A 12657-nucleotide genomic window follows, 5' to 3' on the forward strand; every position below is an offset into this window, starting at 1 on the left:
AAGCTGCCCCGGCGCCCCGGCGCGGGACCCGTGCGCCGCGCGACACCCTCCACCTGGCGGTGGACCCCACGCCCCGTCCGCCGCTTCCGCTTCCCGTGCCCCGCGACACGCCCGCGGCGGAGGCCGACGGCCCCCGGGACACGCTGCACCTCCCCCGGCCCGCGCGGCCGGTCCGCGACACGATCCTCGTCCCCGGCCCGGCCGCCGACCCCACGCCTGCCGGAACGCCGTATCCCGCGTGAGGGCCAGGGGTTGACGGGTGGGCTCCCCGTCGGATAGCTTCCCCATAGAAGGCGCCATCCACCGAGACGGCGCGTCCGCCCTCCTTTCTGCGGCCCTCGTCGGCGGCCGCGCCCCCCGGCCGGTACCCACGATGCCACTGCTTCCCACCCGCTGGATCTGGTTCAACGGCGAGATGGTGCCCTGGGAGAAGGCCACCATCCACGTGATGACCTACGCCCTGCACATGGGCGCCTCGATCTTCGAGGGGATCCGCTGCTATCCCACGCCGCGCGGACCGGCGGTGTTCCGCCTGCGCGAGCACATCCGCCGCCTGTCCGACTCCGCCCGCATCTACCGCATGGACCTCCCGTTCGAGGTCCCGGAGGTGATGGAGGCCTGCCGCGAGACCATCCGCGTCAACGGCCTGGAGGGGGCGTACCTGCGCCCGCTGGCCTGGCTCGGCCTGGGGGAGCTGGGCACCAACCCCATGGGCCACCCGGTGGAGATGATGGTGGGCGCCTTCGAGTGGGGCGCGTACCTGGGCGAGGAGGGGCTAGAGCGGGGGGTGGACGTGTGCGTCTCGTCGTGGCGCCGCGTGGCGCCGGGCACCCTCCCCAGCATGGCCAAGGCCGGGGGGACCTACCTCTCCTCCCAGCTCATCAGCAGGGAGGCGAAGACCAACGGGTACGCCGAAGGGATCGGGCTGGACGTCAGCGGCCACCTGGGCGAGGGCTCCGCCGAGAACCTGTTCGTGGTCCGCGACGGCGTCATCTACACCCCCCCCGTGGCCTCGGCGATCCTCCCGGGCATCACCCGCGACGCGGTCATCACCATCGCCCGCGACCGGGGCTACGAGGTGCGCGAGCAGACGCTCCCCCGCGAGATCCTCTACGTCGCCGACGAGCTGTTCTTCACCGGGACCGCGGCGGAGGTCACCCCCATCCGCTCCGTGGACCGGCTCCAGGTGGGCGCCGGGAAGCGCGGCCCCGTGACCGCCGACATCCAGGAGACCTTCTTCGCCATCGCCCGCGGCCAGGCCGAGGACCGCTGGGGGTGGCTGGACCCGGTGTACCCGCAGGAGGAGGCGCGCTCCGCCGCCCCCGCCCTCGCGCTGACCGAGCCGATCTGACCCCGCTACCCCGGAGGCGAGCATGTCCGCCGTGACGAACACCCTGGTGCACGACCTCTTCCGCGCCATCGACTCGCGCGAGTTCGAGCGCCTGCGGGAGATCTGCCACCCCGACGTCACCTACGAGCGCCCGGGATACGAGGCGTTCTCCGGGATCGACCGGCTGCTGAAGTTCTACCGCGAGGAGCGGGTGATCGCGAGCGGCGACCACCTCCTCACCGCCGCGCTGGTGGACGGCGCGTTCGGCGCCTGCTGGGGCCGATTCGTCGGCAAGCACCGCGACGGCTCCGACCTGGACGTGGAGTTCGCCGACACGTACGAGATCGAGGACGGCCGGATCCGGAAGCGGAAGTCGTTCTTCTATCGGCCGGCGGTGTGAGGGGGGGAGTGCGAAGTGCGAAGCGGCGCCCCCACCGGGATCTTCCGGTGGGGCGCCGTCGTTGGGGGCTTGAGGTACCCGGGGGGAGGGGGCGTGTAGAGTCGGCGGCTGCCTGCGAAGCGGAAAACTGCTGGCGGGCGCGCCCCGGGCGCGGTATCGTGTACAGATCCTGTCCCACCCCCAACCGACAAGCCAGCCGATGAAACGCCTGCTCCTCATGCTCGGCCTCCTGGCCGCCGCGCCCGCCGCGGCACAGGACGTCAGCATCCCGTACACCACCTTCCAGCTCCCCAACGGGCTGCGGGTGATCGTCAACGAGGACCGCTCCACTCCCATCGTAGCGGTGAACGTGTGGTACCACGTCGGCTCCGGGTACGAGAAGGCCGGGCGGACCGGGTTCGCGCACCTGTTCGAGCACATCCTCTTCGAGGGGAGCAAGAACGTCCCGGAGGGCGACTTCGACAACCTCCTGGAGGCGGCCGGGGCGGTCAACAACGGGAGCACCAACCCCGACCGCACCAACTACTACGAGATCCTCCCCAAGAACGCCCTGGAGCTGGCGCTCTGGCTGGAGGCGGACCGCATGGGCGCGCTCCTGGAGACCATGAGCCAGCAGAAGCTCGACCTGCAGCGCGAGGTGGTGAAGAACGAGCGGCGGCAGCGCTACGAGAACGCCCCCTATGGCATGTTCTGGGAGACGGTGCACCGCGAGCTGTACCCGCAGGGACACCCGTACTCGTGGAGCACCATCGGCTCCATGGACGACCTGTCGGCGGCGTCGCTGGAGGACGTGGAGAACTTCTTCCGCACCTACTACGTCCCCAACAACGCCGTGCTCACCATCTCCGGCGACGTGGACGCGCAGACGGTGCGCCCGCTGGTCGAGAAGTACTTCGGGTGGATCCCGCGCGGCGCCGAGGTCACGCGGCCGCAGATCCCGGTCCCGCCCATTCCCGAGAACCGCGTGGTGACGCTGGAGGACCGCGTCACCCTGCCGCAGCTGAACCTCGCCTGGCGCACCACGCCGGCGTACTCGCCGGACGAGGCCGCGCTGCAGGCGCTCGCCGCGCTGCTCACGGACGGCAAGAACAGCCGCCTCTACAAGCGGCTGGTGTACGACGAGAAGATCGCCCAGACGGTCGGCTCCTTCAACAACGGGCAGCTGCTCTCCGGCGACTTCTTCGTCCGCGTCACCGGCCGTCCGGACGTGGCGCTTCCGCGCCTGCAGGCGGCCGTGGACGAGGAGATTGCCCGCATCGCGCAGACGCCCCCCTCCGCCGAGGAGATGCGGCGCGTGGTGAGCGGGATCGAGACCGGCTTCGTCCGCGGGCTGGAGACCACCGGGAACAAGGCCGAGCAGCTGAACAGCTACCTGTACTACACCGGCGACCCCGGCTACGTGGAGGAAGACCTGGCGCGCTTCCGCGCCCTCACCCCCGCCGACGTGCAGCGCGTCGCGCGCGAGTACCTGGCGGGGAAGAACCGGGTGGTCGTCAGCATCGTCCCGCAGGGGAAGACCAACCTCGCCGTCGCCGCAAAGGAGAACGACTGATGAAGCGCTACGCAGGCATCCTCGCCGGCGTCCTCCTGGCGGGGTGCGCCGCGCCGGCGGCCACCCCGCCCGCGGCCGCTCCGGCCGCCCCGGCGGCGGCGGACTATCCCACCACCCCGCCCGTTCCCGGGCCGGCCCCCGCGGTCCGCGTCCCCGCGCCGGAGCGGCGGACCCTCGCCAACGGCCTCACCGTGCTCTACGTGCGGCGGCCCGAGATCCCGGCCGTGCAGGCAACGCTCGTCACCCGCGGCGGGCTGTCCGACGATCCGGCGAACCTCACGGGGCTCGCCGCCTTCACGGCCAACATGCTCGACGAGGGCGCCGGCGGGAAGAGCGCGCTGGAGCTGGCCGCCGCGCTCGACCAGCTCGGAGCCAGCCTGAGCACCAGCGCCTCGTGGGACGCCGCGCAGGTGGGGATGTACGTGCTGCGCGAGCGCCTCGCCGAGGGCCTCATGCTCATGGCCGACGTCGCCGCCCGCCCCGATTTCCCGCAGGCCGACGTCGCCCGGGTGCGCGACGAGCTGGTGACCGAGCTGACCCGCGCCCGCGACAACCCGGGGACGGTGGCCAGCAACGCCTTCGCGGCGCTGGTCTACGGGAACCAGCACCCGTACGGGCGCCTGGCGAGCACCGCCACGGCGCGCAGCTTCGACCGGGCGGCCCTGACCCGCTTCCACGAGGCCTTCTACCGCCCGCAGAGCTCCACGCTGATCCTGGTGGGCGACGTGGAGCCGGACGCGGTGCACCCGCTGGTGGAGCGCGCGTTCGGGAGCTGGCGCGCCGGGGCGGCCCCCGCGCCCGCGGCGCTCCCCACCCCGCAGCCGGCGAAGACGCGCGTCATCCTGATCGACAAGCCCGGCGCCCCGCAGTCGGAGGTCCGGATCGGCCACCCGGCCGTTTCCCGCGACAATCCCGACTACTTCCCCATGATGGTGCTGAACACCCTGCTCGGCGGCTCCTTCACCAGCCGGCTGCAGCAGAACCTGCGCGAGGCGAAGGGCTACACGTACGGCGCCGGTTCCAGCTTCGGCTGGCGCCGCGGGGCCGGGCCGTTCCAGGCCGCCGCCGCCGTGCGCACCGCGGTCACCGACAGCTCGCTCATCGAGTTCTTCCGCGAGCTGAACCGGATCCGCGACGAGCCCGTCCCCGCCGACGAGCTGCAGCGCGCCAAGAACTACCTGGCGCTCGGGCTCCCGCGGAACCTGGAGACCAACAGCTCGCTGGCCTTCAACCTGGCCGACCTGGCGGTGCACGGCCTGGACGCCAGCTACTACGACACCTACGTGGACCGGGTCATGGCCGTGACCGCCGAGGACGTGCGGCGCGTGGCCAACCGCTACGTGCGCCCCGGCGAGGCGGTTGTGGTGGTCGTGGGCGACCTGAAGACGATCGAGCCCGGCGTCCGCGCCCTCGACATCGGCTCCGTCGAGGTGCGCCAGGTCGGCGACTTCGTCCGGTAGGCGGACGGACCTCTCCGCAGCCCCGAACGGCGCCCGCACCGGGAAGCCCCGGTGCGGGCGCCGTTTCGTCGTGCCGTTCGCGGGCGGGTCCCTGCCGCCCGTCCCCTCCCCGGTGTTGACGCCCCGAGACCGCAACTCTATCTTCCCGGCCTCACATCGCCCGGAAATCTCAAGACCGCCATGCCCGCGACGTTGACCAACGGCCCGATGATGTTGCTCTGCGGATCGGCCAACCGGCCGCTCTCCGAGGAGATCGCGCAGACCCTCGGGAGCCCGCTGGGCGACACCACGATCCGGCGCTTCGCGGACGGCGAGATCTTCGTCCGGGTCAACGAGAACGTCCGCGGGCGCGACCTGTACATCATCCAGCCCACCGTCCCCCCTGCCGACAACATCCTTGAGCTGCTGCTCCTGATCGACGCGGCGCGGCGGGCGTCGGCGGCCCGGATCACCGCCGTGATCCCCTACTACGGCTACGGGCGGCAGGACCGCAAGGACCAGCCCCGGGTCGCCATCGGGGCCAAGCTGGTCGCCAACATGATCGTTTCCGCCGGGGCGGACCGGGTCCTGGGCGTGGACTTCCACCAGCACCAGCTGCAGGGCTTCTTCGACGTCCCCGTCGACCACCTGTACGCCGCCCCCGTCATCACGCGCTACTTCCGGGAAAAGAACCTCACCAACCTGGTGGTGGTCGCCCCGGACGTGGGCTCGGCGAAGATGGCGCGCGGCACCGCCAAGCGGCTCGGCGGCACCATCGGCATCATCGACAAGCGCCGTCCCACCGCCAACGTCTCCGAGGTGCTGCACGTCATCGGCGAGGTGGAGGGGAAGGACTGCCTGATCGCCGACGACATGATCGACACGGCGGGGACCATGGCCGAGGCGATCCACGCGCTCAAGGCCCGCGGAGCCCGCGACGTCTACTGCGCCGCGACGCACGCGCTGCTCTCCGGCCCCGCGGTGGAACGGCTTTCGCAGGCACCGCTCAAGGAGCTGGTGGTGACGAACACCATTCCCGTCCCGGAGGAGAAGCGGTTCCCGCAGCTCACGGTCCTTTCCGTCGCGGACCTGATCGCACGCGCGATCCGCTACACCCACTCCAACGAGTCGGTCAGCTCGCTGTTCGAGTGAACCGAGGCGGCGCCCCGGCTCCCGCACACCGCGGGACACGGGCGCCGCGCACGCATAGGAGGAGAACCATGGAAGCATCGCTGAACGCCCGCCCGCGCGACGAGCACGGCAAGGGCGCCGCCCGCAAGCTCCGGGCAGCCGGCCGCGTCCCCGTGATCGTCTACGGCCACGGCGACCAGACCCGGTCCCTCTCGGTGGACGCGCTGGAGCTGGAGAAGCTCCTGGCCCGCATCAGCGTGGAGAACACCCTCCTCCAGGTGACGGTGGAGGGCGGCGAGACCACGCGCACGCTGATCCGCGAGGTGCAGATGCACCCCTTCAAGCCCGAGGTGCTGCACCTGGACCTGCTGCAGGTGCACGCCGGGGAGCGCATCCGCCTGCAGATCCCGGTGCGCCTGGTGGGCACCCCCGACGGCGTGCGCAACGGCGGCGGCGTCATGGACCAGGTGCTGTACGACCTCGAGGTGGAGTGCCTCCCGCGCGACATCCCGGACGCCATCGACGTGGACGTGTCGGGGCTGGGGGTCGGCGAGTCGGCCCGGGTGCACGACGTGAGCGTGCCCGACGTGAAGGTCCTCAACGACCCCGACCTGCCGATCGTCTCGGTGCTGGCGCCCACCGTCCAGGCCGCCGAGGTGGAGCCGGCCGTGGAGACCGGGACCGAGCCGGAGCTGGTCCGCGACCGCACGGCCGAGGCGTCGGACGTCGAAGAGAGCGCCTGATTGGGCCTTCTCGACCTCTTCCGCAAGCCGGCGAGGGAGGCGGAGCCGGTGGCGGGGCTCAAGGTGGTCGTGGGGCTGGGCAACCCCGGCCCGGAGTACGCCGCCACCCGCCACAACGTCGGCTGGTGGGTGCTGGACGCGGTGGCCGGGGCGTGGGGCCTCGGCCGCTTCAAGCGGGAGAAGAACAGCGCCGTGGCCGCCGGCCGCGTCGACGGCTTCTCCGTCCGGCTGGTGAAGCCGCTCACCTACATGAACCTGAGCGGCCGGGTGGTGGCCCCCCTCGGCCGCATGAACGCCTTCGACATCGCCCGCGACCTGCTGGTGGTCGTGGACGACGTCGCGCTTCCCTCGGGGCGGGTCCGCTTCCGACCCGAGGGGAGCGCGGGGGGGCACAACGGCCTCAAGTCCATCGAGGCCGCGCTCGGGACCCGGGCGTACCCCCGCCTCCGGATCGGGGTGGGCGGCCCCCCGCCGGGCGAGGACATGGCCGCGTGGGTCCTGGCCCCCCCGCCGGAGCAGGACCGCCAGGCGATCCTGGAGCTCGTCCCCGAGCTGGTCGAGGGGGTCGAGACCTGGATGCACGAAGGAACCGAAGCGGCCATGAACCGCTTCAACCGCTGACCACCACTCCTTTCCCGACCGCTCCGGCCGGCGCGGTCACCCACCACTCCAGAACGGAGGGCACACGTGACGGACTACACTGGATGGGCCTGGATCCTCGGGCTCGTCGGTCTCGCATTCTCGCTGGGCACGTACTTCTACGTGCGCAAGCAGTCGCCCGGCAACCAGGTGATGCGTGACCTCGCGGAGCAGATCGAGACGGGCGCCATGGCGTTCCTCCGGCGCGAGTACTCGGTGCTCGCCGTGTTCGTGCTGCTCATCGCCGCCCTCCTCTGGCTGGCCATCGGGCAGTGGACGGCGCTCGCCTTCCTGTTCGGGGCGATCTCGTCCATGACCGCCGGCTTCATCGGGATGAAGGCCGCCACCAAGGCCAACGTCCGCACCGCCGAGGCGGCGCGCGGCTCGGGACAGGCGCTCGCGCTGCGCATGGCCTTCAACGGCGGGGCCGTGATGGGGCTCGCCGTGGCCGCGCTGGGGCTCTTCGGCGTCAGCATGATCTACTTCCTCGCGATCCACCAGCTCGGCTACCCCGTGCAGGAGGAGATCCTCCAGTTCGCGGAGATCATCTCCGGGTTCGCGATGGGCGCCTCCAGCATCGCGCTCTTCGCGCGCGTGGGCGGCGGCATCTACACCAAGGCGGCGGACGTCGGCGCCGACCTGGTGGGGAAGGTGGAGGCGGGGATCCCCGAGGACGACCCGCGCAACCCGGCCACCATCGCCGACAACGTGGGCGACTGCGTGGGCGACACGGCGGGGATGGGCGCGGACATCTTCGAGTCGTACGTGGGCTCGGTGATCGCCACCATCGCCATCGGCGCCACCAGCACCTTCTACGCGACCAACCGGGTGGAGGCGATCTCGCTTCCCATCATCACCATCGCGGTCGGGCTGGTGGCCTCCATCATCGGCATCCTGCTCATGCGGATGCTGGAGAAGTCCAACCCGGCCGCCGCGCTCCGCAACGTGACCTTCATCGCGGCGGGGATCTTCCTGCTGGTGATGTACTTCGTGGTCGGCGGGCTGGGCTTCGACCTGCAGGACGAGGCGACGGGGCAGGCGTACGGCGCGCACGGGCCGTTCTGGGCCATCCTCGCCGGGGCCATCGTCGGGATCGCCATCGGCCTGGTGACCGAGTACTACACCGCGGCCAAGCCGGTCCGCCGCATCGCCCAGTCGTCCGAGACGGGCCCGGCCACCAACATCATCTCCGGCCTCGCGGTCGGGATGGAGTCCACGGCGATCCCGCTGCTGCTGATCTGCCTCGCGATCTACGTGGCCTTCACCTTCGCGGGCCTGTACGGCATCGGCATCGCGGCGGTCGGGATGCTCGCCACGGTCGGCGTGACCATGTCGGTGGACGCCTACGGCCCCATCGCCGACAACGCGGGCGGCATCGCGGAGATGAGCCACCTGGGTCCCGAGACGCGCCGGATCACCGACGGGCTGGACGCCATCGGGAACACCACCGCGGCCATCGGCAAGGGCTTCGCCATCGGCTCGGCGGCGCTCACCGCGCTGGCGCTCTTCTCCGCCTACGCCTCGGCGGTGGGGCTGCGCGACACCGGGATCGACCTGGTGCAGCCCCTGGTGGTGATCGGCCTCCTGATCGGCGGGATCGTTCCCTTCTATGTCGGCGCGCTAACCATGACGGCGGTGGGCCGCGCGGCGCAGGGGATGGTGGAGGAGGTGCGCCGCCAGTTCCGCGAGATCCCGGGGCTGATGGAGGGGACGGCGAAGCCGGACTCCGCCCGCTGCGTGGACATCTCCACCCGCGCCGCGCTCCGCGAGATGGTCCTCCCGGGCGTCGTGGCGGTCGCCACCCCGGTGCTGGTGGGCTACTTCCTGGGCGTCGCGGCGCTCGGCGGGCTCCTGGCCGGCGCCACCGTGACCGGCGTGCTCATGGCGCTCTTCATGTCGAACGCCGGCGGCGCCTGGGACAACGCCAAGAAGTACATCGAGGGCGGCGCCCACGGCGGCAAGGGCTCCGACCCGCACAAGGCGGCGGTCGTGGGCGACACGGTGGGCGACCCGTTCAAGGACACCTCCGGCCCGTCCATGAACATCCTCATCAAGCTCATGAGCGTCGTCTCGCTGGTGCTGGCGCCCTGGTTCGTGCGGGTGCACAACATCACCGACGGCACCGGGAGCGGGATGCAGGCGATGCTGGACACCGTGAAGCAGGCCGTGGCGGTCTTCTTCGGGTAAGCTCTGCCCGACCCGCAGGTCGAGAGCGCCCCCGGTCTCGCCGGGGGCGCTCTCCATTCCGGGGGGCACGCGTTGACGCCCCCCGCCCGCGCTTGTAACTTTCCCTGTCTGCCGGCCGGGCGCCCCATCCAGGCGTCCGGCCGCTTCGTTTGCGGAATCGACCTCGCGCATCCATATGCTGAAGCTCGGAATCGTCGGCCTCCCCAACGTGGGGAAGAGCACGCTGTTCAACGCGCTGACCGCGGCGGGCGCGGACGCGGCCAACTACCCGTTCTGCACCGTCGAGCCGAACGTGGGGATGGTGGAGGTGCCGGACCCGCGCGTCGACCTCCTCTCCGAGAAGGTGCAGCCGCAGCGCACCGTGCGCGCGGCGGTGCAGTTCGTGGACATCGCGGGGCTGGTGAAGGGGGCCTCCGAGGGGGAGGGGCTGGGGAACCAGTTCCTCACCAACATCCGCGAGACCGACGCGGTGGTGCACGTGGTCCGCTGCTTCGACGACCCCGACGTGGTGCACGTCATGGGCTCCGTCGATCCCGTGCGCGACCGCGAGATCATCAACCTGGAGCTGATCCTCTCCGACCTGACGCAGGTGGAGAAGCGGCTGGAGCGCGTCCGCAAGGCGGCGCGGGGCGGCGACGCGGAGGCGAAGGCCGAGCTGGCGCTGCTGGAGCGCGTCCAGGGAGTGCTCTCGGAAGGGCGCCCGGCCCGCCAGGTGGAGACCACGGACGAGGAGGAGAAGCTGCTGCGCTCCTTCAACCTGCTCACCTCCAAGCCCATCCTGTACCTCGCCAACGTGGCCGAGGACGACCTCCCGGAGGGCGACAACGAGTGGGTGCGCGCCCTCCGCGCCGCCGTGGAGGAGAGCGGTGAGGTGGCCGAGGTGATCCCCATCTCCAGCAAGATCGAGTCGGAGCTGGGCGAGCTGCCGCAGGAGGAGCGCGCCGAGTTCCTGGAGTCGCTCGGACTGGAGGAGCCGGGCCTGAACCGGCTGATCCGCGCCGGCTACCGGCTGCTGGGGCTGCAGGTGTACTTCACTGCGGGCGAGAAGGAGGTCCGCGCCTGGGAGATCCCGGTGGGCGCGAAGGCCCCCGAGGCGGCCGGCGTCATCCACTCCGACTTCGAGCGCGGCTTCATCCGCGCCGAGACGGTGGGGTGGGACGACTTCCTGAAGACTGGCTCGGTGAAGGCGGCGAAGGAGCAAGGGATGATGCGCTCCGAGGGGAAGGAGTACATCGTCAAGGACGGCGACATCCTGCTGTTCCGGTTCAACGTGTGACGATGCCGTGGGCGGGGGGCGCGCCGGTTGACTTCTCCCCGCAATCTGGCTATCCTACAGGTCTGTCCCGACCACGTTGGTCCGCCCTCGGGTTCGCCGGGTGCGGCAGATTCAACTTTTTTCTGGCGGCGCAGGCGGGGCGCGTAACGGTGGATGCGCGCCGGCGTTCATGCGGCACTGGGAGCCCGATGAAGACGTATTCCGTAAAGGCCGGGGAGATCGAGCGGCGCTGGTTCGTCGTGGACGCCGAGGGCAAGGTCCTCGGGCGCCTGGCGACCGAGATCGCGCGCGTCCTCCGCGGCAAGCACAAGCCGACCTACACCCCGCACCTGGACACCGGCGACTTCGTGGTCGTCATCAACGCCGACAAGGTGCGGCTGACCGGGAAGAAGGAGGATCAGAAGACCTACTTCCGGCACACCGGGTACATGGGTCACGAGAAGTTCATCCCGTTCCGCGACATGCTCGCCAAGCACCCCGAGCGGGTGCTGGAGCTGGCGGTCAAGGGGATGCTTCCCAAGAACGCGCTGGGCCGGCAGATGCGCCACAAGCTCAAGGTGTACGCCGGTTCGGAGCACCCGCACCAGGCGCAGCAGCCGGAACCCCTCAACTTCTGATCACTCGCATGGCTACTGAGCAGATCCACGCCATCGGCCGCCGCAAGACGTCGGTCGCCCGCGTGTACCTCCGCCCCGGGAACGGGCAGTGGGAGGTGAACGGCCGCACCCTGGAGGACTACCTCCCCCGCGGCGTCCTGCGCCAGGCGGCGAACCAGCCCTTCGCCGCCACCGACACGCAGGGCCAGTACGACGTCAAGGTGACCGTCGCCGGCGGCGGCCTCCGCGGCCAGGCCGACGCGATCCGCCTGGGCGTCGCCCGTGCGCTGGTCAAGGTCAGCGAGGACAACCGGCCCCGCCTCCGCGTGGAGTCGCTGCTTACCCGCGACCCCCGCGAGGTGGAGCGCAAGAAGCCGGGCCGTCCGGGCGCGCGCAAGCGGTTCCAGTTCTCCAAGCGCTGATCGGGAGCGCGGGGACCGTGGTGCCGACGCGGAGCGATCCGCGCCGGCACCGCCGTTTTCGAATCCCGACACATCCCGCACACCTCCCGACGCCGGGCCCGGTGCCGCCAAGTGCGGTGGGCCCCGGCGGATGACGGTGGTGGACGAACAACCAAACACCCGGAAGCAGCATGGCAACGCCGCAGATCCAGGACCTCCTCGAGGCCGGTGTCCACTTCGGACACCAGACTTCCCGCTGGAACCCGAAGATGCGCAAGTTCATCTTCGCGGAGCGCAACGGGATCTACATCATCGACCTGAAGAAGACCCTCCGCCAGCTGGAGCTGGCGCAGGAGCTGGTGCGCGGGGTAGTCTCCCGTGGCGAGCGCGTCCTCTTCGTCTGCACCAAGAAGCAGCTCCGCCCCATCATCCAGAGCGAGGCCGAGCGGTCCAACTCCTTCTACGTGACCGAGCGCTGGCTGGGCGGCATGCTCACCAACTTCACCACGCAGAAGAAGCAGATCCGCCGCCTCCGCGAGCTGGAGCGCGGGCAGGAGGAGGGCGCCTTCGACTTCTACACCAAGAAGGAGCAGCTCATGCTCGACCGCGAGCGTGAGCGCCTCGACAAGTACCTGTCCGGCGTCAAGGACATGGCCCGCCTCCCGGGCGCCATCTTCATCGTGGACTCGAAGCGCGAAAAGATCGCCGTCAGCGAGGCCAACAAGCTGGGGATCCCGGTGGTCGCCATCGCCGACACCAACGCGGACCCGGACCTGCTCACCGTGCCCATCGCCGGCAACGACGACGCGATCCGCTCCGTGAGCGTGATCACCGCCGCCATCGCCGACACCATCATCGAGGCCCGCGCCGCGATGCCGGCGGACGCCCGCCGCGCCGCCGACGAGGCCGAGGTGACCACCTACTCCACCGAGACGGGTGCCGCCGCGCCGGCCGACCGCGCGG

Annotated in this window: 13 protein-coding genes; all 13 read left to right on the plus strand. The window is 71.0% G+C overall.

Annotation, left to right across the window (positions count from 1 at the left end; all coding sequences use genetic code 11):
- Positions 1-242, plus strand: a 242-nt coding sequence (locus tag VGR37_18990) for a hypothetical protein (GenBank protein ID HEV2149494.1), incomplete at its 5' end; no start/stop codon positions are given.
- 131 nt (positions 243-373) lie between these two features.
- Positions 374-1351: a branched-chain amino acid transaminase gene (locus VGR37_18995; protein ID HEV2149495.1), complete on the plus strand. Its 978-nt coding sequence runs from the start codon at positions 374-376 to the stop codon at positions 1349-1351.
- Between the two features lie 22 nt (positions 1352-1373).
- The gene (locus VGR37_19000; protein ID HEV2149496.1) at positions 1374-1730 is read left to right on the plus strand and encodes a nuclear transport factor 2 family protein; all 357 of its coding nucleotides are present in this window, start codon (positions 1374-1376) and stop codon (positions 1728-1730) included.
- Positions 1731-1929: 199 nt separating this feature from the next.
- Positions 1930-3282, plus strand: coding sequence for a pitrilysin family protein (locus VGR37_19005; protein ID HEV2149497.1), 1353 nt, complete (start codon positions 1930-1932; stop codon positions 3280-3282).
- On the plus strand, positions 3282-4742 hold the full coding sequence (locus VGR37_19010) for a pitrilysin family protein (protein ID HEV2149498.1): 1461 nt from the start codon (positions 3282-3284) through the stop codon (positions 4740-4742). The genes VGR37_19005 and VGR37_19010 overlap by 1 nt, the downstream gene beginning before the upstream one ends.
- A 180-nt stretch (positions 4743-4922) precedes the next feature.
- Entirely contained in the window at positions 4923-5873 is a 951-nt protein-coding gene (locus VGR37_19015; protein ID HEV2149499.1) for a ribose-phosphate pyrophosphokinase, read from the plus strand.
- Between the two features lie 68 nt (positions 5874-5941).
- On the plus strand, positions 5942-6595 hold the full coding sequence (locus VGR37_19020) for a 50S ribosomal protein L25 (GenBank protein HEV2149500.1): 654 nt from the start codon (positions 5942-5944) through the stop codon (positions 6593-6595).
- On the plus strand, positions 6596-7216 hold the full coding sequence (gene pth / locus VGR37_19025) for an aminoacyl-tRNA hydrolase (protein HEV2149501.1): 621 nt from the start codon (positions 6596-6598) through the stop codon (positions 7214-7216).
- A 66-nt stretch (positions 7217-7282) separates the two neighbouring features.
- Entirely contained in the window at positions 7283-9421 is a 2139-nt protein-coding gene (locus VGR37_19030; protein HEV2149502.1) for a sodium-translocating pyrophosphatase, read from the plus strand.
- Positions 9422-9596: 175 nt separating this feature from the next.
- The gene (gene ychF, locus VGR37_19035) at positions 9597-10697 is read left to right on the plus strand and encodes a redox-regulated ATPase YchF (protein ID HEV2149503.1); all 1101 of its coding nucleotides are present in this window, start codon (positions 9597-9599) and stop codon (positions 10695-10697) included.
- 188 nt (positions 10698-10885) lie between these two features.
- The gene (gene rplM, locus VGR37_19040) at positions 10886-11314 is read left to right on the plus strand and encodes a 50S ribosomal protein L13 (protein HEV2149504.1); all 429 of its coding nucleotides are present in this window, start codon (positions 10886-10888) and stop codon (positions 11312-11314) included.
- Positions 11315-11322: 8 nt separating this feature from the next.
- Positions 11323-11715 (plus strand): 30S ribosomal protein S9, encoded by a 393-nt coding sequence (gene rpsI, locus VGR37_19045; GenBank protein HEV2149505.1) that lies wholly within the window; start codon positions 11323-11325, stop codon positions 11713-11715.
- A gap of 170 nt (positions 11716-11885) precedes the next feature.
- On the plus strand, positions 11886-12657 hold a 772-nt coding region (gene rpsB / locus VGR37_19050; GenBank protein HEV2149506.1), incomplete at its 3' end, for a 30S ribosomal protein S2.

The organism is Longimicrobiaceae bacterium (genome assembly GCA_035936415.1).
Lineage (GTDB): Bacteria > Gemmatimonadota > Gemmatimonadetes > Longimicrobiales > Longimicrobiaceae > JAFAYN01.

Coding starts and splice junctions, on each gene's coding strand:
- VGR37_19005 (HEV2149497.1), top strand. CDS start 1,930: ATGAAACGCCTGCTCCTCATGCTCGGCCTCCTGGCCGCCGCGCCCGCC.
- rpsI (HEV2149505.1), top strand. CDS start 11,323: ATGGCTACTGAGCAGATCCACGCCATCGGCCGCCGCAAGACGTCGGTC.
- VGR37_19010 (HEV2149498.1), top strand. CDS start 3,282: ATGAAGCGCTACGCAGGCATCCTCGCCGGCGTCCTCCTGGCGGGGTGC.
- rplM (HEV2149504.1), top strand. CDS start 10,886: ATGAAGACGTATTCCGTAAAGGCCGGGGAGATCGAGCGGCGCTGGTTC.
- VGR37_19015 (HEV2149499.1), top strand. CDS start 4,923: ATGCCCGCGACGTTGACCAACGGCCCGATGATGTTGCTCTGCGGATCG.
- VGR37_19000 (HEV2149496.1), top strand. CDS start 1,374: ATGTCCGCCGTGACGAACACCCTGGTGCACGACCTCTTCCGCGCCATC.
- VGR37_18995 (HEV2149495.1), top strand. CDS start 374: ATGCCACTGCTTCCCACCCGCTGGATCTGGTTCAACGGCGAGATGGTG.
- ychF (HEV2149503.1), top strand. CDS start 9,597: ATGCTGAAGCTCGGAATCGTCGGCCTCCCCAACGTGGGGAAGAGCACG.
- VGR37_19020 (HEV2149500.1), top strand. CDS start 5,942: ATGGAAGCATCGCTGAACGCCCGCCCGCGCGACGAGCACGGCAAGGGC.